Origin of the sequence: Bacillus sp. FJAT-14266 (assembly GCF_001719225.1) — a bacterium.
In the GTDB taxonomy this organism is placed as follows: Bacteria; Bacillota; Bacilli; order Bacillales; family Bacillaceae; genus Bacillus; species Bacillus subtilis.
Genome location: NZ_CP017072.1, coordinates 3,029,228 through 3,049,729 on the forward strand (window position 1 = coordinate 3,029,228; position 20,502 = coordinate 3,049,729).

Annotated in this window: 27 protein-coding genes and 2 riboswitches; of the genes, 11 read left to right on the plus strand and 16 right to left on the minus strand. The window is 45.8% G+C overall.

The genetic code is table 11. The features are described 5' to 3' along the window. Positions 1-93: 93 nt before the first annotated feature. Entirely contained in the window at positions 94-1,284 is a 1,191-nt protein-coding gene (locus tag BGM23_RS15660) for a DUF819 family protein (RefSeq protein ID WP_029726265.1), read from the plus strand. A gap of 69 nt (positions 1,285-1,353) precedes the next feature. Further along, positions 1,354-1,899 carry a GNAT family N-acetyltransferase gene (locus BGM23_RS15665; protein ID WP_003232852.1) on the plus strand — a complete coding sequence of 182 codons (546 nt, stop codon included), beginning with the start codon at positions 1,354-1,356 and terminating at the stop codon, positions 1,897-1,899. A 32-nt stretch (positions 1,900-1,931) separates the two neighbouring features. Here BGM23_RS15665 and metC read toward each other — a convergent pair whose 3' ends face one another. Next, positions 1,932-3,104 (minus strand): cystathionine beta-lyase, encoded by a 1,173-nt coding sequence (metC, locus tag BGM23_RS15670; protein WP_017695700.1) that lies wholly within the window; start codon positions 3,102-3,104, stop codon positions 1,932-1,934. After that, positions 3,097-4,218: a cystathionine gamma-synthase/O-acetylhomoserine thiolyase gene (gene metI / locus BGM23_RS15675; RefSeq protein ID WP_003232857.1), complete on the minus strand. Its 1,122-nt coding sequence runs from the start codon at positions 4,216-4,218 to the stop codon at positions 3,097-3,099. The genes metC and metI overlap by 8 nt, the downstream gene beginning before the upstream one ends. 67 nt (positions 4,219-4,285) lie before the next feature. After that, a riboswitch (SAM riboswitch) is annotated at positions 4,286-4,406 on the minus strand. Positions 4,407-4,573: 167 nt separating this feature from the next. On the opposite strand from metI, the gene BGM23_RS15680 reads away from it, so the two are divergent. The 3 genes from BGM23_RS15680 to BGM23_RS15690 are packed head-to-tail and all read left to right on the plus strand — an operon-like array spanning position 4,574 to position 6,274. Then, complete coding sequence (locus tag BGM23_RS15680; protein WP_029726266.1) at positions 4,574-5,296, plus strand: esterase family protein; 723 nt, start codon at positions 4,574-4,576, stop codon at positions 5,294-5,296. Between the two features lie 36 nt (positions 5,297-5,332). Next, positions 5,333-5,848, plus strand: a complete 516-nt coding sequence (locus tag BGM23_RS15685) for a YjcG family protein (protein WP_003232861.1) — start codon at positions 5,333-5,335, stop codon at positions 5,846-5,848. Between the two features lie 3 nt (positions 5,849-5,851). After that, the gene (locus BGM23_RS15690; RefSeq protein ID WP_029726267.1) at positions 5,852-6,274 is read left to right on the plus strand and encodes a GNAT family N-acetyltransferase; all 423 of its coding nucleotides are present in this window, start codon (positions 5,852-5,854) and stop codon (positions 6,272-6,274) included. A 72-nt stretch (positions 6,275-6,346) separates the two neighbouring features. Here the strand turns inward: BGM23_RS15690 and BGM23_RS15695 are convergent, their stop codons facing one another. Then, positions 6,347-6,601, minus strand: coding sequence for a hypothetical protein (locus tag BGM23_RS15695; RefSeq protein WP_003232866.1), 255 nt, complete (start codon positions 6,599-6,601; stop codon positions 6,347-6,349). 116 nt (positions 6,602-6,717) lie between these two features. Between BGM23_RS15695 and BGM23_RS15700 the strand changes: the two genes are divergently transcribed. Continuing rightward, positions 6,718-8,997: an ATP-dependent helicase gene (locus BGM23_RS15700; protein WP_053581887.1), complete on the plus strand. Its 2,280-nt coding sequence runs from the start codon at positions 6,718-6,720 to the stop codon at positions 8,995-8,997. Positions 8,998-9,070: 73 nt separating this feature from the next. Here BGM23_RS15700 and spoVIF read toward each other — a convergent pair whose 3' ends face one another. From spoVIF to yjcA, 4 genes are all read right to left on the minus strand, one after another. Further along, a complete protein-coding gene (gene spoVIF, locus BGM23_RS15705) occupies positions 9,071-9,325 on the minus strand; it encodes a sporulation-specific transcription regulator SpoVIF (RefSeq protein ID WP_003232870.1) in 255 nt (84 codons plus the stop codon). A 132-nt stretch (positions 9,326-9,457) separates the two neighbouring features. Then, positions 9,458-9,604 carry a sporulation protein YjcZ gene (gene yjcZ, locus BGM23_RS15710; protein WP_015252337.1) on the minus strand — a complete coding sequence of 49 codons (147 nt, stop codon included), beginning with the start codon at positions 9,602-9,604 and terminating at the stop codon, positions 9,458-9,460. An 81-nt stretch (positions 9,605-9,685) separates the two neighbouring features. Continuing rightward, positions 9,686-9,892, minus strand: a complete 207-nt coding sequence (locus tag BGM23_RS15715; protein WP_017695696.1) for a hypothetical protein — start codon at positions 9,890-9,892, stop codon at positions 9,686-9,688. Between the two features lie 280 nt (positions 9,893-10,172). Continuing rightward, a complete protein-coding gene (gene yjcA / locus BGM23_RS15725; protein ID WP_014476457.1) occupies positions 10,173-10,529 on the minus strand; it encodes a sporulation protein YjcA in 357 nt (118 codons plus the stop codon). A 159-nt stretch (positions 10,530-10,688) separates the two neighbouring features. On the opposite strand from yjcA, the gene BGM23_RS15730 reads away from it, so the two are divergent. The 5 genes from BGM23_RS15730 (at position 10,689) to cotZ (ending at position 13,262) form a co-directional block, all read left to right on the plus strand. Then, entirely contained in the window at positions 10,689-11,075 is a 387-nt protein-coding gene (locus BGM23_RS15730) for a spore coat protein (RefSeq protein ID WP_029726269.1), read from the plus strand. A gap of 39 nt (positions 11,076-11,114) precedes the next feature. Further along, a complete protein-coding gene (locus BGM23_RS15735) occupies positions 11,115-11,438 on the plus strand; it encodes a hypothetical protein (protein ID WP_015252340.1) in 324 nt (107 codons plus the stop codon). Between the two features lie 94 nt (positions 11,439-11,532). Then, entirely contained in the window at positions 11,533-12,045 is a 513-nt protein-coding gene (gene cotX, locus BGM23_RS15740; protein WP_015252341.1) for a spore coat protein CotX, read from the plus strand. 151 nt (positions 12,046-12,196) lie between these two features. After that, the gene (gene cotY / locus BGM23_RS15745; RefSeq protein WP_014479465.1) at positions 12,197-12,685 is read left to right on the plus strand and encodes a spore coat protein CotY; all 489 of its coding nucleotides are present in this window, start codon (positions 12,197-12,199) and stop codon (positions 12,683-12,685) included. A 127-nt stretch (positions 12,686-12,812) separates the two neighbouring features. Continuing rightward, entirely contained in the window at positions 12,813-13,262 is a 450-nt protein-coding gene (gene cotZ, locus BGM23_RS15750) for a spore coat protein CotZ (RefSeq protein WP_014479464.1), read from the plus strand. A gap of 92 nt (positions 13,263-13,354) precedes the next feature. Here the strand turns inward: cotZ and cotO are convergent, their stop codons facing one another. The 9 genes from cotO to tenA all read right to left on the minus strand — a co-directional run bounded on the left by cotO (position 13,355) and on the right by tenA (position 20,254). Continuing rightward, positions 13,355-14,038, minus strand: coding sequence for a spore coat protein CotO (cotO, locus tag BGM23_RS15755; protein ID WP_072692635.1), 684 nt, complete (start codon positions 14,036-14,038; stop codon positions 13,355-13,357). A gap of 100 nt (positions 14,039-14,138) precedes the next feature. Further along, the gene (gene fabI, locus BGM23_RS15760; RefSeq protein WP_003232896.1) at positions 14,139-14,915 is read right to left on the minus strand and encodes an enoyl-ACP reductase FabI; all 777 of its coding nucleotides are present in this window, start codon (positions 14,913-14,915) and stop codon (positions 14,139-14,141) included. 135 nt (positions 14,916-15,050) lie between these two features. Beyond that, positions 15,051-15,866, minus strand: a complete 816-nt coding sequence (thiD, locus tag BGM23_RS15765; protein WP_014479462.1) for a bifunctional hydroxymethylpyrimidine kinase/phosphomethylpyrimidine kinase — start codon at positions 15,864-15,866, stop codon at positions 15,051-15,053. An 18-nt stretch (positions 15,867-15,884) separates the two neighbouring features. After that, positions 15,885-16,895: a thiazole biosynthesis adenylyltransferase ThiF gene (gene thiF / locus BGM23_RS15770; protein ID WP_003232900.1), complete on the minus strand. Its 1,011-nt coding sequence runs from the start codon at positions 16,893-16,895 to the stop codon at positions 15,885-15,887. Then, positions 16,892-17,662 carry a thiazole synthase gene (thiG, locus tag BGM23_RS15775; RefSeq protein WP_003232902.1) on the minus strand — a complete coding sequence of 257 codons (771 nt, stop codon included), beginning with the start codon at positions 17,660-17,662 and terminating at the stop codon, positions 16,892-16,894. Before thiG ends, thiF begins: the two co-directional genes overlap by 4 nt. Next, entirely contained in the window at positions 17,659-17,859 is a 201-nt protein-coding gene (gene thiS / locus BGM23_RS15780; RefSeq protein ID WP_072173897.1) for a sulfur carrier protein ThiS, read from the minus strand. The genes thiG and thiS overlap by 4 nt, the downstream gene beginning before the upstream one ends. Beyond that, positions 17,859-18,968 carry a glycine oxidase ThiO gene (gene thiO, locus BGM23_RS15785; RefSeq protein WP_029726273.1) on the minus strand — a complete coding sequence of 370 codons (1,110 nt, stop codon included), beginning with the start codon at positions 18,966-18,968 and terminating at the stop codon, positions 17,859-17,861. The genes thiS and thiO overlap by 1 nt, the downstream gene beginning before the upstream one ends. Next, positions 18,952-19,569, minus strand: coding sequence for a thiazole tautomerase TenI (gene tenI, locus BGM23_RS15790; RefSeq protein ID WP_003232908.1), 618 nt, complete (start codon positions 19,567-19,569; stop codon positions 18,952-18,954). The genes thiO and tenI overlap by 17 nt, the downstream gene beginning before the upstream one ends. Continuing rightward, on the minus strand, positions 19,544-20,254 hold the full coding sequence (tenA, locus tag BGM23_RS15795; protein ID WP_003232909.1) for a thiaminase II: 711 nt from the start codon (positions 20,252-20,254) through the stop codon (positions 19,544-19,546). Before tenA ends, tenI begins: the two co-directional genes overlap by 26 nt. Positions 20,255-20,332: 78 nt before the next feature. Next, a riboswitch (TPP riboswitch) is annotated at positions 20,333-20,441 on the minus strand. Between the last annotated feature and the right edge of the window lie 61 nt (positions 20,442-20,502).

The window sequence follows — 20,502 nt, forward strand, 5'->3', positions numbered from 1 at the left end:
TGCTTTTTTAGAAAAACTTTTTTTGGACTTGCTGTTCCGTTCCCCGGCTATTATAATATGTCTTAATTTTCCAACAATAGAGGTGATGGGGTTTTGCATTCTTTGATCTCTTCCGATGATGTTTGGGTATTATGGGGGTTTATTGCGGTGTGGGCGGCAGTGAGTATCGGGCTGGAGCAGCGCTTTAAGTGGGCTTCTGCTGTGTCGGGCGCTATTATTGCCCTTGCAGGTGCTATGGTGTTTACAAATGTAGGAGTGCTTCCTGTTGAGTCGCCTGTGTATGACACTGTGTGGTCTTATGTGGTACCACTGGCGATACCACTTTTATTGTTTCAGATCAATGTTAGGCAAATTTTTAAGGAAAGCAGGCGTTTGCTGTTTATTTTTCTGATTAGCTCCGTTGGAACAGTGCTTGGCAGTATCCTGGCTTTTTTTCTACTCAAACAGCATATTCCCTATCTCGATAAAATCGGCGGGATGATCAGCGCCTCTTATATCGGCGGCGGGGTCAACTTTGCGGCGATGGCGGCAAAATTTGAGACGCCTGGTGAATATGTGTCGGCTACCGTTGTGGCTGATAATTTTATGATGGCGCTTTTGTTTTTTATTTTAATCAGCATTCCTGCACTCAAATGGTTTCAGCGGCATTATGCCATGCCGTTTGAAGAGAAGGTAAAAGCCGATGGAAACAGCGGAAACAGTGCTGAAAGCTATTGGAAACGGAAGGATATTTCCTTAAAGGATATCGCATTTAATGCCGGTGCCGCTTTCGCACTTGTTGCGGTTAGTATGAAGGTTTCCGGTTATTTTAAAAGCATTTTTTCTCATCCCCTGCTGACCGGTACGCTTGGCGATCAGTACCTGGTGCTTACGTCTTTAACTGTTCTTATCATTTTTCTTTTCCCGCGTTTTTTTGAAAGGCTCAATGGATCTCAGGAACTTGGAACCTTTTTGATTTATTTGTTTTTTGTGGTGATCGGCATTCCTGCAGATCTCCGCTTAATCGTCACGAATGCGCCTCTTATTCTATTATTCGTGTTTATCATTGCGATCAGCAATTTAGCAGTTTCCTTAGCTGCCGGAAAATTGTTCCGCGTGCGGCTTGAAGAAATTCTGCTCGCCGTCAACGCTACTGTCGGGGGACCGACGACTGCGGCTGCGATGGCAATTGCCAAGGGATGGCGGGAGCTTGTCGCCCCGATCATGCTTGTCGGTACGCTCGGCTACTTAATCGGCAACTATGTTGGCACTTTTATTGGAAATTGGTTTTCTTCCTTCTTATAAAAAGGATATTTGCATTTCCCTGAGAATAATGTAAGAGGAAAGCTGACACGAGAACGGAGAGATCACTGTATGTTAAAAGGAAAAACCATTTATGTTAGACCTTTAGAAGTAACGGATGCCGAAGAAAATCTGCGGCTGCAAAGCGAAAATCGGGATTTTTTCGAACAGTTTTCTATGATACGCGCAGACGATTACTATACGGTTGAGGGGCAAAGAAAACGGATAACCGAGTATCAGGAAAGACTTGAGAAAGATGAAGAATATCATTTTGGCATCTTTACAGCGTCAGACGATAGATTAATCGGGACGGTTTCGCTCTTTCAAATCATCCGTGGCGCGTTGCAAACTGCGTTCATCGGGTATTTTTTAGACAAAGCCCATAATGGAAAGGGCATTATGACAGAGGCAGTCAGATTGGTTGTTGATTATGCGTTCCACGAATTGAAACTGCATCGGATTGAAGCCGGTGTGATGCCCCGTAATCTCGGGTCCATGCGTGTTTTAGAAAAAGCGGGATTTCATAAAGAAGGCATCGCCCGAAAAAATGTAAAAATTAATGGCGTTTGGGAGGATCATCAAGTCCTCGCGATTCTGAATCCTGATGACGAACAATAATAAAAGAAGCCGGGCCATCCCCGGCTTCTTTTTTAACGAACCGCAACTGGAGCAATTTCTTTCAGCGCTTGTTCGAAATCGTGTTCTAAATCGTCTGCATGTTCGACGCCCACACTCAGACGGAGCAGGCCATCAGTGATACCGCGTTTTTCACGCTCTTCCTTAGGCATTGCCGCGTGAGACATCGTTGCCGGATAGGACAAAATCGATTCCACGGCACCAAGGCTGACAGCGAAGACCGGCAGTGACACATTCTCGACTAACTTCTTAACGGCCTCTTTGCTTTCAAGCTCAAAAGATAGTACGGCGCCCGCTCCCGTTGACTGGCTTTTATGGGTTTCAGCGCCGGGATGATCAGCCAGTCCCGGATAATACACGCGCTTCACCGCCGGATGCTTCTGGAAAAATTCCGCAAGCCGCTGGGCTGTTTGACTCGCTTTCTCTAAACGGACCTGCAATGTTTTTAATCCGCGCAGGACAAGCCAGCAATCCTGTACGCCAAGGACGGCGCCGAACGCGTTTTGCAGCTTATACAGCTGCTTCCCAAGCTCTTTATCTTTGACAGCAGCCAAACCTGAGAGCACATCGCTGTGTCCGCTTAAGAATTTTGTCGCGCTGTGAAGTACAATATCCACGCCGAGGTCAAGCGGTCGCTGCAGTGCCGGTGTCATGAATGTATTGTCCAGAAAGGTCAGACAGCCGTTTTCTTTTGCAAGCTGAACAACCGCTTTAATATCCGTAATCCCAAGTGTCGGATTTGACGGTGTCTCCATATAAATGACCTTTGTGTTCGGCTTGATGCTCCGCGCCACTTCATTACGATCCGTCATGTCGACAAACGTATGCTCAATGCCAAACCGGGTCAGCACCTCTGTCACCATACGGAAGGTTCCGCCGTATACATCTTCTGTCACAAGAACGTGATCACCCTGTGACAGCAGTAAAAATGCTGTTGAGATGGCAGCCATGCCTGAACTGAAAGCAAATCCTCTTGTTCCGCCTTCCAATGCGGCAATTGTTTCTTCGAGAGCTGTTCTTGTCGGCGTGCCAGAGCGGCTGTAATCATATGCCCCGAACTCTTCAAATGAAGATTGGTGAAAAGTCGAGGCGTGCTGAATCGGTACACTGACCGCCCCGGTTCCGCCGTCTGTTTTAAATGGATTGTGCACGAGCTGGGTTTCCAGCGTCCAATTGTGTTTACTCAAATGAAACAGCTCCCTCTTTGACCTGACATAATGCCTGTTTTAGATCCTCTTTTAAATCTTCCGCATGTTCAATACCGACAGAAAAGCGCAGCAACCGATTGCACACCCCGTTTGCGATGCGGATCTCTTCAGGAATATCCATGTGCGTCTGGGTCGCAGGGTATGTAATAAAGCTTTCCACCCCGCCGAGGCTTTCTGCAAAACAAATGGTCTTCAGTGCTTTTAAAAACGGATTGACCCATTCTTCTTTTTGCAGACGAAAGGACAGCATGCCGCCTTTTCCGGGATACAGCACATCCGAAATTTCTTCCTGCTCTTCTAAAAACGCCGCAAGCTCCTGCGCGTTTGCCTGATGCTGACGCATTCTGAGGCTCAGCGTCTTCATTCCTCTCATCAGAAGCCACGAATCAAATGGCGGCAGGACGGCACCGATCGCATTTTGATGCTGAAACATTTCCTCTCCGAGCCGCTCATCCTTCACCACGACAAGTCCAGCAAGCAGATCGTTATGCCCGCCTAAATACTTGGTTGCGCTGTGAATGACAATGTCAGCTCCCAGCTCAAGCGGCCGCTGCAAGACCGGTGTATAAAATGTATTATCTACGATCAGCAGAAGACCGTGCTCCTTTGTAATCCGGGCAATATGTTCAATGTCCGCCTCCTGCATGAGGGGGTTTGTCGGCGTTTCCACAAACACCGCTTTTGTATTCGGCGTAATCTTAGAGCGTAAACAGTCCTCATCGCTGAAATCATCATAATGAAAAGTCAATCCGTATTTTTTCCATTCATTTTCAAATAAACGGTACGTGCCGCCATATAGGTCCGATGAAACGATCAGTTCATCTCCGCTTTTAAACAGCGCCATAATCGTTTGGATAGCAGCCATTCCCGAACTAAAAGCAAGCCCTCTCGCGCCGTTTTCTAAGTTAGCGATGGCGTCCTCAACAAGCTGGCGTGTCGGATTTTTTGTGCGGACATAATCAAATCCGGTAGATTCTCCGATCCCTCTGTGGCGGTATGCTGTTGATAAATAGATAGGAGCACTCACTGTTCCCGTGACTTCATCGCTACGGTTCCCAATTTGGGCTAATTTCGTTTCAACGTGCTGTGACATATAGCTGACACCTTCCCTTTTCAAAATAAAAACCCCTTCTTCATAAGAAGAAGGGGTTTAACGCTTCTTCTTATCTTCCAAGCATAAAAAACGCTTGCTGGATTTAGCACCTTGGCGCTTTGCACATGCAAAACAAGCCGGTTGCTGAGGTTTCTAAGGGCCAGTCCCTCCACCTCTCACGATAAGAAATATCGATTTCAATTTTCTGATTGTTTTATATTAGCGCAATTCACAGTTTATTTCAACACTTTTTTCTTCGTGTGCCGAACCGTTTAAAGAGAGAAATTTCTAATAATTCATGGTACAATAATTGAAAATGCAAGAAAGTATAGTGATGTCCTGGAGGAATGTTTTTATGGCACCGAAAAACGGCACAGTGCAAGAAAAGAAATTCTTTTCAAAAGAGCTTAACGAGGAAATGACCTTGCTTGTTTACCTGCCGTCCAACTACTCCCCGCTTTATAAATACCATGTTATTATCGCGCAGGACGGCCACGATTATTTCAGGCTGGGGAGGATCGGCAGACAGGTTGAGGAATTGCTGTCGAAACGCGAAATAGACCGGAGCATTATTATCGGTGTTCCTTATAAGGATGTAAAAGAGCGCAGAAACACTTATCATCCGGAGGGTTCAAAATTTTCGGCTTATAAACGGTTCATCGCCCATGAGCTCGTTCCTTTTGCAGATGATGAGTATCCAACCTATCAGATCGGTTACGGCCGAACGCTGATCGGTGATTCACTCGGAGCGACCGTGTCACTTATGACAGCGCTTGATTATCCGAATATGTTTGGCAACATCATCATGCAGTCTCCCTATGTTGACAAACATGTACTAGAAGCCGTGAAACAGTCAGGCGATATCAAACACCTCTCTATTTATCACCAAATCGGAACAAAAGAAACTGACGTCCACACGACAGACGGGAACATTCTGGACTTTACAGAACCGAACCGGGAGCTGAAACAGCTGCTGGAGAAAAAGCTTTCCGATTATGATTTCGAGCCATTTGACGGAGACCACAAATGGACATACTGGCAGCCGCTCATCACCCCGGCGCTGAAAAAAATGCTTTAACACTCTATCATACTTTATTTCCAGGAGGGACATTATATGAAATACGGAATCGTTTTATTTCCATCAAAAAAGCTCCAAGACCTTGCAAACTCTTACAGAAAGCGCTATGACCCAAGCTACTCTCTAATCCCGCCTCATTTGACGCTCAGAGCATCCTTTGAATGCGCGGAGGAGAAAGCGGATCAGCTCGTATCACATTTAAGAAACATCGCAAAAGAGTCCCACCCACTCGTTCTCAAAATGACAAAATACAGCTCATTTGCGCCTGTCAATAATGTCATTTACATCAAAGCAGAACCGACGGAAGAGTTAAAAACGCTCAATGAAAAGCTATACACCGGTGTGTTGGCAGGAGAACAGGAATATAATTTCGTTCCGCATGTGACGGTCGGCCAAAATCTTTCCGACGATGAGCATTCAGATGTGCTGGGACAATTAAAAATGCAGGAAGTGTCGCATGAAGAAATCGTTGACCGTTTCCACTTGCTTTACCAGTTGGAAAACGGATCGTGGACAGTATATGAAACCTTCTTGCTAGGCAGAGGAGAATAATGTTTGAAAGCAGTTATCGCAAAAAATGAAGAACAACTGAAAGATGCATTCTATGTAAGAGAAGAAGTCTTTGTCAAAGAACAAAACGTGCCTGCTGAAGAAGAAATTGACGAACTTGAAAATGAGTCAGAGCATATCGTCGTGTATGACGGTGAAAAGCCTGTCGGTGCCGGAAGATGGCGCATGAAGGACGGCTATGGCAAGTTAGAGCGGATTTGCGTACTGAAAAGCCACCGCTCAGCCGGTGTCGGCGGCATCATTATGAAAGCGCTCGAAAAAGCCGCGACAGACGGAGGCGCTTCCGGTTTCATTTTAAACGCGCAAACACAGGCTGTGCCGTTTTACAAGAAACACGGGTATCGCGTGCTTTCTGAAAAAGAATTCCTCGATGCCGGCATTCCGCACTTACAAATGATGAAGGACTGAACGCATCCGGATCTTTTGAGATCCGGATTTTTACTGCATATAAAAAAACCGTTCTCTCGTATGAACGGTTTTTTATACATATCGATTAATATATGTCCCCATTCCTTTTTCTCGCAACCTCTTATAAAGAGAGCGCTTACGTTTCATCTCGTTTACTTTTCTTTCAGCTGCCGTTTGATTCTCCTGCTGCTTTTCCAGTTCTTTGTATACCCGCTGAAACGGGACATAGCTGATTTTTTCGGTTCCGGCATAATCCTGCTTATGTCCAATCGTTCTATTAGCATATTGAGCGTATTGCTGGTTCTGAATTTGACCTGCATATATCATACAATACCCACCCCTCTGCTGTCTCTTTTCCCTTAAACTTACTTTTTGAAACACATTTCTTTTGATATGATAGTCATTGTCTGTAATGAACACCTTTTGATTGGGAGGACCCCTTTTTGAAATGCGCCCGACTGAATGATAGAATCATACATTTACATACATATTCGAGAGAACATTATCAATTCCTCTTTGAAGAAGGAATAAAAGGACATTTATTTTGTTCTCATTGCGGAAATCCCGTTTTGTTACGGCTTAACATCGCCGATCCGCCAGAGTTTATCCATCGCCAGCCAGGCGATTTCCCGGCATGTGAGGAGGCGTGTGCTCCGAAGCCCGCCAAAGAGGAAAAAAAAGAAGATGATCAGGAATCTGGTGTCATTCGTTTGCCCAAGGGAAAAGCGATCGCCGCTGACCCGTCTCCAGCTGTTACGGAATGGCACCGTCCAAGAAGCATTAAACCAGGAACACCATTTGTGCCAAAAACAATAGAACCCGATACGAGCCTTTTTCCGTCTGTCGGCTTAAACACGGATCAGCTGAAAGCGGTCACGGAAACAGAAGGTCCGCTGCTTGTGCTTGCAGGTGCGGGGAGCGGAAAAACACGGGTGCTGACAGCCCGTGCCGCCCACATGATCGAACACTTAGGCATACCGCCTGAAAATATGCTGCTTGTCACCTTTACAACAAAAGCTGTCGCTGAAATGAAAGAGCGTATGGCGAACCAGTACGGATTACAGCCGGCAAAAATCAGAAGACTTGTGACAGGAACATTCCACAGTCTGTTTTATAAGATCTTGTATCACTCTAATTCTGCTAAATGGAACGGTGAGCATCTGCTGAAAATGGAGTGGCAGCGGGAACAATATATCAAAAAAGCACTCTATGAAGAAGGCATCGATGAGAAAGAATTCCCAGTTGACCAAGCTCTGCAGCAGATCGGTTTTTGGAAAAACACTTATGTCCCAAATGAACGCATCCCTCTAAAAGATGAGTGGGAAAAACAAGTTTATCGTTTATATGAACATTATGAACGCCAGAAAAAAGAACACAGCCAATTTGATTTTGATGACATGGCTTCAGCCTGCTATGAATTGTTTATCGAGCGGCCTGACCTTCTGGAACAATATCAATCTCGGTTTACGTATATTTTAATTGATGAGTTTCAGGACATTAATCCGGTTCAATACAAAATCATGCAAATGCTCGCCAGCCCGGAGCAAAACCTGTGCTGTGTCGGAGACGATGACCAGTCCATCTACGCGTTTCGCGGAAGCAATCCGTCTTTCATTCTTGATTTTCAAAAGGATTATCCGGGAGCGAAGACGATCTATTTAACTGCGAACTACAGGTCTACGCACCCGATCGTCTCTAGTGCTGATATCGTTGTGAAAAAGAACAAAAACAGATATGCCAAAACGCTTGAAGCGGCCCGCGATGACATTCAGGTCCCTGTGCTGTTTTATCCTTATGATGAAGAGGAAGAAGCCACAATGGTCGTTTCCGATATCAAAGAAAAAATTCAAAATGGAGCCAGTCCAGAAGACTTTGCGGTTCTTTACCGCACAAACAGCGGAGGCCGTGCTATATATGAAAGGGTTCATCAATCGTCAATTCCGTATACAGCTGACCGCGGCGTCCAATCGTTTTACAGCAGACGGATCGTCCGCCAGATTCTCGCCTACTTGTACGCCAGCCAAAATGAGGATGACACCGAGGCGATTAAACATTTGCTTCCCGCCTTGTTTTTAAAACAGTCCGCTTTGAATACGCTGAAGGCGCTCTCGATTACAGAGAACTGTACCATGATCAAAGCGCTGGCCAAATTGCCTGATCTGAAGCCATTCCAGCTGGACAAAATCAAGAAAATCGTACCGTTTTTTGCAAGCCTCCGCACAATGAAACCCGTAGAAGCCATCACCTTTGCAGAAGGAAAAATGGGCTTCTCCGAATATTTAAAAAAGCGGGGCAATGAGGGCAACAAGCTGGAAAAAGGCTCTGATGACTTGCGTGACATCAAGGTTGTCGCCAAGAAGTTCAAAACGATTCCTGACTTTCTTGCCCACGTAGACCATATGAGGGCCGCTGAGAAAAACAGAACGGATGAACATGGCGTTCAGCTGATGACCATTCACCGGTCAAAAGGACTTGAATTCAAAACAGTCTACGTGTTAGGCACTGTAGACGGCTCGATTCCGCACGATTTCTCATTAGAAACGGCAAGAAAAGGAGACGAGGCCGCTCTTGAGGAGGAAAGACGCCTTTTATATGTAGCCATGACCCGGGCGAAACAGCATTTATATTTGTCTTGCCCCGCTAACAGGCGCGGCAAAACAGCCAACCGCTCAAGATTTTTGTATCCCCTGGTACAGAAAGCAAGACAGCCCTTGCATCATTAACAGCCCGGCAGATTACTGCCGGGTTTTTACTGTAAAAAAAGGCCCGCTGCAGTGAGTCAGCCAGGCCATCCACTTATTTATTATCCATCATTTTAGAAATCGTGCCAAAATCAAGCTTTTCTTTTCCGCTTGTAATAGATTCCACAATTTTATCTTCTAATTCTTTTGGCACGCGTCTGTTTGCCATCTGCGCTACGCGGTTAATCACACTGCGCACTGTATTTTCATCTTTAAAATTAGCGTTTTGGAGTGATCCGGCAAGATTCATTACATCCTGCATCTTCACACCTGTTTTCTTTTCGATGTTCTTAAAAAATTGATTATCCATAATGCGCCTCCTTTTGGCGGAGTAATACGGTATTGTATGAATGCACATAATACAATGTGCTTTTCCAACATTTTTAAAAATAAACACAAGGCAAGGAAGCACGGGTTATAACCCGTACTTCCTCAATACATCTTAAAAGAAAGATGCACCTACGATGATGAGGAGAATGAATAATACGACCAACAAAACAAATGTTGAACCATAGCCGCCGCCGTAACCGCCAGCATAACCGCCATAACAGCCGCCGTAGCCGCCGCCGAATCCGTATCCAAAGCCCATAGATAAGCACCTCCTTTACTCTCTATACACTATGTGAGCTGCTTGGATCGGCTTGGATATTCGCATAGGGCGTTTGCGGATTTATGATTGATCATATTGAGCTTGATGTTTCTTAAGTAAGGCCTCCGTTTTTTCAGCCAGCTCTTCAATCTCATCTTCAAATTCCAGACCGGCTTTATCAAATGCATCCAAGTCTTTTCTGATACGGCCCATCGTGTCTTCATACTCTTTTTGCTTTTGTTCGTGTGGTTCATATCTTCCTTCTATCCATTTTTCAAACTCATTCACTTTTATCCCCCGCTTATGATATATGCTGAGCGAGGCCGCCCCGTTAAAAAAACAAAAAACCGGAGTTCTCCGGTTTCTTTGCCAGGCTATTGAGGCTTTTTCTTTTTATTTCCGCACCCGCAGCCTTTCTTTTTTATCTTTTTTGATTGATACGATGAATCTGTATATGGAGATTTTTGGGAAGGTTTATGATGTTGGCTCATTTTTGTCCCCTTCCTTTCCTTATGTCATATATGCTACTTTATGCTGATGCTAGTGAAAAGTTGCTGGTGGTAACGCCTCATTCTTGCAGCCATTTTGATACGAGCGTTTCTATGATGCCGGCAAGGCCGGCGATCGCCAAAAGTAAAATCAGCCACTGCGCCGCTTGCGGGATCAACGCCTGGCATAAAATCAAAAAGCCGGCGCACCACACGCCTGTGCACCAATAGCAGCTCAGCAATTCACCAATAAACGCCCTGACACCGGTTCCCTTAATCACGATATAGGTTTCAATGTTCCCGTCCGCATCCTTTTCTTCCTTCTCTTCATGAAACAGACTGCGAAGCGGCGCCATAATCGTGTCAAACACCAGCAGGCGGGCGAGCCGAAAGACCGCAAGCGATAGAAGAACAATTGTCAGCCCATTTATAACCACTCGTTCACTCCTTTGCCAATCATGATCCCTTCACATATATGCGAAAACCCTATTCTTCATGAATTGTATCTTGTCCGGCAGAAAATTGGTTATTTTTATTATTCCGCTCGGCACCCCATTTGCATTATATAGAGTATGGATAAGAAAGGAGTGAAGGTTATGTCATTTGAAACAAAAATTGAATCCCTGCATCCTGACATATTTGAGCAATTATCAAGCGAATTCGAGCAGCAGATCGAAGTGATTGATTGCGAAAATATCACAATAGATACGTCACATATAACAGCTGCCCTTTCTATACAAGCCTTGGTTACAACATTGATTATCCTGTTGACACAGCTCGTTATTGCCGACGAGGACTTGGCCGACACAGTAGCAAGCGAAATACTCATTCTTGATAACTCTCAAATCAAAAAAAGAACCATCATTAAAATTATCAACAGCCGAAACATCAAGATTACTTTGTCTGCAGACGAAATAATAACCTTTGTACAAATCTTGCTTCAGGTGTTAAACAGTATGCTCCTTGAATTCGACATCCTTTAACCCTTTCTTTTCACAAACTAAAAGTTGAGGTGAGAACAAATGTCAGATAACGATAAAATCAAAGAAGAGCTTGAAAAGCTCCCAGAAGTTGATCCAATGATGAAAATGCTGGTCCAAAACATATTTGTAAAACACGGCATCACAAAAGACAAAATGAAAAAAGTATCAGATGAAGAAAAAGAAATGCTTTTGAATATGGTAAAAGACCTGCAAGCGAAATCAGCGGAGCTAGCTGAAAAACACAAGAAGAAAAAAGAAGAAGAAGCCGTACAAGAGCAAAAGAGCGATAAACCGCTTAGCCGCAGAGAGCAGCTCATTGAACAGCTCAGACAAAGACGGCAAAACAATAACAATTCAAATTAATCATAAAAAATAGGGCACATCATCAAGATAAATGCCTCAGTCAAAGTAAGAGGCTCGCTCATTTAATAACAGTAAAAGAAAAGGAGGAATAGATATGGAAAGCAGACCATACTCTTGGGTTGCACTTGATCCTGACTGTGACCATCCGTTAGAGCACAAAGAGAAAGAAAAAGAAGAAAGAAAATGCAATTGCGATATTTGCTGCAATAACAATGGGTTTGGCAATGACAACAACGCCTTTATCGACCAAGATCTAGCTCAGGCAAATCTCAACAAACAAGTCTCAGATGAGACAATTATTATTAGAGACTCTTGTGACATCAACGTTTCATCTACAGACGTTCAAGCCGTAACATCTATTGTAACAGCGCTTAATGCAGCTGTCTTGACAGTAGCTCTCACCTCCATTGCAGATGGCGTTATTGCTGAATTAGTCGCACAAGATTTATTGCAGCTTACAGCTAACAAGCAAGTAAACCGCCAGAAACTTCTTATCGAATGCTCCCGCGGCGTAAACGTCACAACAGTAGATGCCGATATCGCAACCCTTGTCTCTACAGCTACAAACGTTCTGATCGCTGTCCTAGTCATCACTCTTGTCCTCTAGAACCTAAAAGCAGAGCTAAAAACGCTCTGCTTTTTCTTATTTTCCAAGCATATGATGAATATATAGACGTTCACCCACACCAAGTGGGGCACGGGTACATATGTTGTTAAGGACTAAAGTCAAATACCCTATAAAGAAGGAGCTGAAATCAATGAGCTGCGGAAAAACCCATGGCCGGCATGAGAACTGTGTATGCGATGCAGTGGAAAAGATTTTAGCAGAGCAGGAGGCAGTTGAGGAACAGTGTCCGACTGGCTGCTATACAAACCTTTTGAATCCGACAATTGCAGGTAAAGACACAATTCCGTTTCTCTTGTTTGATAAAAAAGGCGGATTGTTCTCCACATTCGGAAACGTGGGGGGATTTGTGGATGATATGCAATGCTTTGAATCCATTTTCTTCCGCGTTGAAAAATTATGTGATTGCTGCGCAACACTGTCTATTTTACGCCCTGTCGATGTTAAAGGCGATACCTTAAGTGTTTGCCACCCTTGTGACCCGGATTTCTTCGGGCTAGAAAAAACAGATTTCTGCATAGAAGTGGATCTCGGATGCTTCTGTGCGATTCAGTGCCTGTCACCAGAGCTAGTTGACAGAACATCGCCTCATAAAGATAAAAAGCATCATCACAATGGATAATCACTTGTAAAGAGGAATCCCCTTCCAAACTCTATTACAGGTGCAAATCATTCAGCTGCTTCCAGCGTGAGGCAGCTGACTCTCCATCATTTCGCCAGTCTCAAATTTATAAGGCAGGAGGGATAATATGAGCCAGAAAACATCAAGCTGCGTGCGTGAAGCTGTAGAAAATATTGAAGATCTGCAAAACGCTGTTGAAGAAGACTGCCCGACCGGCTGCCACTCTAAGCTTTTATCTGTAAGCCATTCGTTAGGCGACACAGTGCCTTTTGCAATATTTACATCAAAATCAACGCCATTAGTCGCCTTCGGAAATGTCGGCGAACTCGATAACGGCCCTTGCTTTAATACAGTATTTTTCAGGGTCGAAAGAGTGCATGGAAGCTGCGCAACACTGTCATTATTAATCGCATTTGACGAACACAAACACATTTTGGACTTCACCGATAAAGATACGGTGTGTGAAGTGTTCCGACTCGAAAAAACGAACTACTGTATTGAAGTTGACTTAGACTGCTTCTGCGCAATCAACTGCTTAAATCCTCGATTAATTAATCGTACACATCATCAGCATTAATCATAAGCTGGAAAAGCTTGCAGGCCTGCAGGCTTTTCTCTATGTAAAAAAGCTGTCCGGCAACATCAGCCGGGCAGCTTTTTTCTTTTTCGTTAAAAACCGAGCGGGTGCAAAGAGGTAATATCATCGATTGCCAGTTCGGTTGGGGCTCCGTTTCCGGTTGTTCGAAGCAGGACGGAATCATTTCTTCTTCCGACAATCACGCCCCTGTACGTTCTTCCATTGGCTTCAATCAAACAAAGCGCTCTCGGCATGTTATGAGGCAGCTTTGTTAAAAAATCAATTTTTTCGTGGATCGTCATCTTGCTCATCGGTTTTTTCACTTTTCGTGCCGGCGGTGCTTTTTCCTCCGCTTTATCAGCACTATGGACAGCTTCCGGTTCTTTCTCAGGCTTCCGGGTCTCAAGTGCAGGCTCTTCCTTTTTTTCTGCTTTCGGGGGCTCGTGTTCAACGGTTTCTTCTACGGCCTGCGGCTCTGCTTTCTGTTCCTCTTGGCTTTTTATGTTCTCTGGCTCTCTCACCTCTGGTGTTTGCTGACTCACTGGTTCGGCTGCAGGCTTTTGGTCTTCTTGCAGGACATCCTGTGCCACAGCTTCCTCTTGCTGCTTCTCATGGTAAGCCGGCGTTTCCTCAGCTTTTGGCGGAGCGGGTTTGTCGGCCTTTCTTTTGATGACAATCTCCTGCATGGATGACCTTGTAGTTTCTGCATAATCCGGCTGAACAATATACATGAGCGGTTTTTTATCCGCGTTTCTTTTCTTATTAGACATCTTCATCCCTCCGATTGTGTCATATTCTATCTATATGACAGAAAGCTGAAAATCAGAAGAAATAAAAAAGCAATCCCTATTCGGGATTGCTTGATATAGATCCTGATTAGCGGGCAGTGATATGGAAACCTGAATCAACGTGAAGATTTTCACCTGTAATCCCGCGGGACATATCGCTGAACAAGAACGCAGCTGTATCGCCCACTTCTTCAGGTGTTGTCGTGCGGCGAAGCGGTGCACGCTCTTCGATGTCTTTTAAGATAGAGTTGAAATCGCTGATGCCTTTAGCAGATAATGTTCTGATCGGGCCGGCAGAAATGCTGTTGACGCGGATATTTTCTTTTCCTAAGTCAGCAGCTAAATATTTCACACTTGCATCAAGAGAAGCTTTTGCTACACCCATAACGTTGTAGTTTGGCATCACAAGCTCTCCGCCAAGGTACGTCAAAGTGACAATGCTTCCGCCTTCAGTCATCATCGGACGTGCCGCTTTGACAACAGCAGTCAGAGAATATGAGCTGATGTTATGAGCCAAAAGGAAGCCGTCACGATTTGTGTTTAAGTATTCGCCGACAAGCTCTTCTTTGTTGGCAAACGCGATACAATGCGCGATACCGTGGATTACACCGACCTGCTCCTTAATGCTTGCGAAGCAAGTTTCGATTTCTGCGTCGTTTGTTACATCGCAAGGAAGGATGATGGAATCGTTGCGGTCTAACGTTCCGGCAAGCTCATGAACAGATTTCTCCAAGCGTTCGCCTGCATATGTGAAAATCAAACGTGCACCCGCTTCATGTAAAGAACGCGCAATGCCCCAGGCGATGCTGCGTTTGTTGGCTACCCCCATCACAACAATGTTGCGGCCTTCAAGTGAAAAATTCATATGTATAAAGCCTCCTATATTTAATAAAGACATAGTATTAGTACCTGATCTTAATTCCTATCATATCATAACCTTGTCCAGATGAAAAGCGCATACCGTAGCAAACGCAAAAGAGATCACCATCAGCTGGTGATCTCATCGGCTTGTATTTAAGCTGTTTCGTTTAAAAGCGAAATGGTTTGTCGGCCCGTGTCCCGATCCGATGCCGAGCGTATTTTCCACCGCTTCACGGACAAAGTTGGCCGCAACCTCAAATGCCTGATGGATGCTGTCTCCTTTAGCCGTTTGGGCCGTTAAAGCCGCAGCAAAGGTGCAGCCTGTGCCATGCGTATGCTTCGTATTGATATAAGGATGGGTGATTTGCATAAACATGCTGCCATCAAAAAGAAGGTCAGTAATGTGATTGTCTTCAGGCTGGTGCCCGCCTTTGATAATGACATGCTGCGCACCCATCTTGACGAGCTGCTCCGCTGCTTTTTTCCGGTCATCCAGCGAGCTGATTGTCATTCCTGTCAGCGTTTCTGCTTCCGGGACATTCGGCGTAATCGCGTAGCTTCTTGGAATGAGCAACTCCTTTAAGGTGGCAACTGACTCATCACGCAGCAAGGATGCCCCGCCCTTTGCGATCATAACCGGATCAACAATTACACGATTGAATCCGTACTCGTCAATTTTTCTTGCCACTTCTTCAATCATGTCGGCATTCCAGAGCATTCCCGTTTTGACTGCATCCGGTCTCAAATCCTCAGCAACAGCGTCAATTTGCTGTCTCAACGCCTCTACAGTCAGCGGATGCACCCCATGAACGCCAAGCGTATTTTGAGCGGTTACCGCTGTAATCGCAGACATTCCGAATACATCAAGCTCTTGAAAGGTTTTAATATCAGCCTGTATCCCTGCGCCGCCGCCTGAATCTGATCCGGCGATTGTCAATGCTTTATATATACTCATTACACTACACTCCTTTTATTACCCGATCCATTTATGATAAATGGATTTTGCCCGGGCAATATCATTTGTTCCATGGATCAAAGCTCTGCCGTCCCGGAACAGCACCATTTTCATATCATCCGAGCGGCAGGAAATTAAATACGGGTTCGCAGTTACTTCAAGCCCGGCCTGCCTCAGCTGACCGGCAAGCGCTTCAAGATCCGCTTCTTTCGTAATAGATGATCTGATCTGCACCGTGTTCCTGCCGCACAATACAGCCGCTTTTGTTTGATTTTTATATGACAAAAACGGAAAATCCTTTGTGCCGCAGCTTGGGCATGCGTCATGTTTGAGACTGGCCGCTCTCACTTCTGACCGCTCATTTTTCCACAAATCAAAGGAGCGCAGCACCGGCTCGCACTCCTCTCCCGTCAGCAGCTTCAGTGCATCTGTTACCTGAAAGACTGCTACCTGCAAAACAGCCGGACTGATGATGCCGGCTGTGTCACATGTTGCTCCGCCAATCGGAAGTGTATCGAGCAAGCAATGCAGGCAAGGAGTAGAACCCGGCACCACGGTAAAGGTGAGGCCGTAGCTCCCTACACAGGCACCGTAAAGAAAAGGAATCCCTTCCTTTACCGCAGCATCATTTACGATCAGGCGGGTTTCAAAATTATCAGCCGCATCCACAATAATCGATGCATCCCTAATCAGCTCGAAGATATTTTCTGCTGTCACATCCATGACAAGTCCGGTCACATCAACATCGCTGTTAATCGAACGGAGACGGCGCTCCGCAGCGGCTGCTTTCGGCATTTCTTTTTTGACATCATCTTCTGTATAAAGCTGCTGGCGCTGGAGGTTGCTCCATTCAACATAATCTCTGTCGGCAATTTTCACAGAGCCGACTCCCGCTCTCACCAGCATTTCTGCACTGGCTGTTCCGAGCGCGCCGGCGCCGATAATCACGGCGCGCGCTTCTTTCAATTTTTTCTGGCCGAATGGGCCGATCGGAGCAAACAGCTCCTGCCTTGAATACCTGCCTGTCATACAGGAAGACCTTCTCCCGGACTGCTTGCCGTTCCGTATTGCTTAAGCGGGATGCGGCCCGCCTCATAAGAAAGGCGTCCTGCTTCCACTGCGAGCTTCATGGCACGAGCCATTTTCACAGGATCGTCAGCGCCCGATACAGCCGTATTGAGCAGTACGCCATCCGCTCCAAGCTCCATTGCGTATGCCGCATCTTTAGGCGAGCCGATTCCCGCATCCACGATGACCGGCACTTTCGCCTGTTCAATAATAAATGACAGATTCAAAGGATTTAAGATTCCTTGTCCTGATCCAATCGGAGATGCACCCGGCATGATGGCATGAACGCCGAGCTCTTCCAGCTTTCTCGCCAGCACAACGTCATCCGACGTGTACGGGAGCACAATAAAGCCTTCTTCAAGAAGCTGTTCAGACGCTTTTAATGTCTCAACAGGGTCAGGCAGCAAGGAACGGCTGCATCCGATGACTTCAACTTTAATCATGTCACAAAGGCCTGACGCTTTTGCCAGCCTTGCAATCCGAACCGCTTCTTCAGCACTGCTGGCGCCCGCTGTATTCGGCAAAAGCGTATATTTGGATAAATCAAGCTGTTCCAGAAAATTCGGCTGAGATGCTTCAAAGATGTTCATTCTCCGCACAGCAAAGGTTAAAATATCAGACTCGGAAACAGCTACTGCTTCCTTTTGAATGTCAAACGATGGGTATTTCCCCGTGCCCAGCAGCAATCTTGATTGAAATGATTTTCCGCCAATTGTTAACATGCTCATCCGCCTCCTACAAAATGGACAATTTCAATGACATCACGATCACAAAGCTCAACCTCGTGATAGCGTTCTTTCCCGATTATTTCTTTATTTCTTTCCACGATAACAATTTTATTTTCAAGCTGATAAGACGCCAGCAGGTCTTGAATTGTACCTGTGTCTTTTTCCCACTTCACGTCTTTACCGTTCAGCTGTAGCATCATATCTGAACCGCCTCCTTGCGATCAATTCGGAATGCGTGCAGCCAGTCTTGGTTGACCTCTTTATTCATGATGAGATCACTGATCAAAGCGCCCGTTGCGGGAGCAAGCAGGATCCCATTTCTGAAATGGCCCGCCGCAAATAAAATACGGCTGTCCTCAGGATGTCTGCCGATGTACGGTTTTCCATCCTTTGTTCCCGGCCGGAGTCCCGCCCAAAAACGATCCACCTTCATATTCTGTATAGCCGGCAGCATCGTTTTTGCTTTTTTCATAACCGATTCCAATCCGCCAAGATCCGGTGTTTCACTCCAGTCCCCCGGCTTCATTGTCGCGCCGACAACCAGTTTGCCGCTTTTTCTCGGTACGATATAGCAGTGATCATGGTAAAGCGTTTTTGTCAGCGGGATATCATCATTCCAAACGGACAGGCACTCCCCTTTTACAGGGAGAAAAGCATTGTTCAGTCCAAGCTGTTTAAAAAACATTCCGCTCCACACCCCGCTGGCAACGACAACATGATTAGCCCATACGTCTCCGCTAGGGGTCTTGATGGACAGGGCTTCACCGTCACGTTCGACATGCAGGACGGGCGTATGCTCAAAAATCTCCGCCCCAAGCATTTTTGCTGCTTTCACATATGCCTTGCAAACAAAATAAGGCTCCACATGCACATCATCCTGAATAAAAGATGCACCAAAGATGTCACCAGACGCATACGGCTCTTTTTCTAACACCTCTTCTTTTGAATACCAGCTGACAGAGTCCAAATCGTCCATCTGTCTCAGCTGCAGCACATCTTCTTCAGAAAATGCAAGTTTAAACATACCGCCGTTATGCTGCCTGATATCCACACCGGATAATGCATAAAGCTCTTCTCCAAGACCTTTGTACAGACGCTGGCTGTGCATGGCGAAATCAAAAAACGCGTCACGTTCCTCGCATTCGGCATGGGCGCCCAGCATTCCGGCAGCGGCACTTGTCGTTCTGCCGCCCATTGTTCCGCTTTCAAACAATGCGGTGTTTTTGTTTTCCTTTGCCAAATAATAAGCAATTGCGGAACCGATAATTCCGCCTCCAATCACCACTGCTTCATAATGCCTTTTCATAGCGCATCTCCTTTAGCTTGCGGGAATATCGTCTGGCTGCTTCCAAAGGTTCAGCGGAAGAGAAAATTCCTGACATAACAGCAATGCCGTCTGCCCCTGCTTGTTTTACGTCTCTTAACCTGTCCGGCGTCATCCCCCCGATGGCTATAACCGGGATGGAAATCCGCTGTTTGATATCTGACAGCAAAGATACTCCTCTGCCTTCAAGACCCTTTTTGCAATCCGTTTCAAACACATGGCCGAACAGCACGTAGTCCGCGTCTTCCTTTTCTGCTTGAACCGCTTCCTCCAGTGAATGCACCGACCTCCCGATATGAAGGTGTGGAAATCTGGCTCTGATCTGCTTCGGTGAAAAGCTGCCGCTTGGCAGCTGCACGCGGTGAATAGTAGAGAAAAGTGCAATATCCACGCGCCCGTTCATCACCAATTTTCGTTTATCTATACCGCCTTCAAAAATAAGATCGAGCAGTTTCAAAATATCCGCCGCCGATTTTGAGCGTTCCCGAATGTGAATAAAATCAACTTCATTCTGAATCGTAATGATGATTCTCGCTAGCTCTTCTACCGGCTTGCTGTCATCCGTTATGGCGTGAAGCTCCACATTCCTCCACCTCTTTTATGGCGCTGTCAGACCAGCCTTCTTTTCGATAGGCCATTCCCCAAAATTGATATTCATAGTAGCTGGAGATGACAAAATTCTCTTTCATCTTGGCACGCACTTCCTCCGTGCTGTTTTCCGCCAGCTCATCAAAGCGGTTGATTTGCTCCTCGACCTGTTGTCTAAACCAATCACCGCCATATGTGCCAATCCACTTCTGATAAATTGGATGCCCCGGATCACAATGCAGCAATTTCTCACCAACCTCGTAATAGAGCCAATAGCATGGCAGCAGGGCCGCTAAGATTTCTGCGAAATTCCCGCTCAAAACCGAACGGTACATATGGGATGTATAAGAGTACGCCGTAGGAGACGGCTTAAACGCCTTACGCTCTTCCTCGCTGATTTCCAACAGCTCGGCAAACTCGCGATGAAGCGCCATTTCCGCCTCATATGTACCTTGGGCATGGCTTGCCATCCGCCCCGTTGTATAAAGATCCTTCGCATAAGCGGCACCAAATGACTGCACCTTTGCAAAATGCGTTAAATAATAGGAATCCTGAAGTACGTAGTATTTAAAACGGTCAATCGGAAGCGTTCCGTCACCGATTCCTTGAACGAACGGATGGACAAAGCTCCCCTCCCACCATTCTGCGGCTGCACTGCGGCATTCTTCTGAAAACTTCACAAATCATTCCCCCTCTGAAAATAAAAAAACCACTTTCCCGCAAGGAAAAGTGGTTTGGAATTGGCATAGTAAAATAACACAAATACCGCTCCACTTCCCTACGCAGGTCTGAACCTGTTCAAGTTATGAGGGTCTAAAAGTCACACTTTTATCTCAGCCCTTATGAAGGACACCCCTAGTGGTTAAACGAATACATATTGAATTGTTCTGCACCTCTATATTAACACGAATCCTTATTTGGTCAAGAT

Coding starts and splice junctions, on each gene's coding strand:
- BGM23_RS15665 (WP_003232852.1), top strand. CDS start 1,354: ATGTTAAAAGGAAAAACCATTTATGTTAGACCTTTAGAAGTAACGGAT.
- metI (WP_003232857.1), bottom strand. CDS start 4,218: ATGTCACAGCACGTTGAAACGAAATTAGCCCAAATTGGGAACCGTAGC.
- BGM23_RS15680 (WP_029726266.1), top strand. CDS start 4,574: ATGGCACCGAAAAACGGCACAGTGCAAGAAAAGAAATTCTTTTCAAAA.
- BGM23_RS15685 (WP_003232861.1), top strand. CDS start 5,333: ATGAAATACGGAATCGTTTTATTTCCATCAAAAAAGCTCCAAGACCTT.
- BGM23_RS15695 (WP_003232866.1), bottom strand. CDS start 6,601: ATGATATATGCAGGTCAAATTCAGAACCAGCAATACGCTCAATATGCT.
- spoVIF (WP_003232870.1), bottom strand. CDS start 9,325: ATGGATAATCAATTTTTTAAGAACATCGAAAAGAAAACAGGTGTGAAG.
- yjcZ (WP_015252337.1), bottom strand. CDS start 9,604: ATGGGCTTTGGATACGGATTCGGCGGCGGCTACGGCGGCTGTTATGGC.
- BGM23_RS15730 (WP_029726269.1), top strand. CDS start 10,689: ATGTCATTTGAAACAAAAATTGAATCCCTGCATCCTGACATATTTGAG.
- BGM23_RS15735 (WP_015252340.1), top strand. CDS start 11,115: ATGTCAGATAACGATAAAATCAAAGAAGAGCTTGAAAAGCTCCCAGAA.
- cotX (WP_015252341.1), top strand. CDS start 11,533: ATGGAAAGCAGACCATACTCTTGGGTTGCACTTGATCCTGACTGTGAC.
- cotY (WP_014479465.1), top strand. CDS start 12,197: ATGAGCTGCGGAAAAACCCATGGCCGGCATGAGAACTGTGTATGCGAT.
- cotZ (WP_014479464.1), top strand. CDS start 12,813: ATGAGCCAGAAAACATCAAGCTGCGTGCGTGAAGCTGTAGAAAATATT.
- cotO (WP_072692635.1), bottom strand. CDS start 14,038: ATGAAGATGTCTAATAAGAAAAGAAACGCGGATAAAAAACCGCTCATG.
- fabI (WP_003232896.1), bottom strand. CDS start 14,915: ATGAATTTTTCACTTGAAGGCCGCAACATTGTTGTGATGGGGGTAGCC.
- thiD (WP_014479462.1), bottom strand. CDS start 15,866: ATGAGTATATATAAAGCATTGACAATCGCCGGATCAGATTCAGGCGGC.
- thiF (WP_003232900.1), bottom strand. CDS start 16,895: ATGACAGGCAGGTATTCAAGGCAGGAGCTGTTTGCTCCGATCGGCCCA.
- thiG (WP_003232902.1), bottom strand. CDS start 17,662: ATGAGCATGTTAACAATTGGCGGAAAATCATTTCAATCAAGATTGCTG.
- thiS (WP_072173897.1), bottom strand. CDS start 17,859: ATGCTACAGCTGAACGGTAAAGACGTGAAGTGGGAAAAAGACACAGGT.
- thiO (WP_029726273.1), bottom strand. CDS start 18,968: ATGAAAAGGCATTATGAAGCAGTGGTGATTGGAGGCGGAATTATCGGT.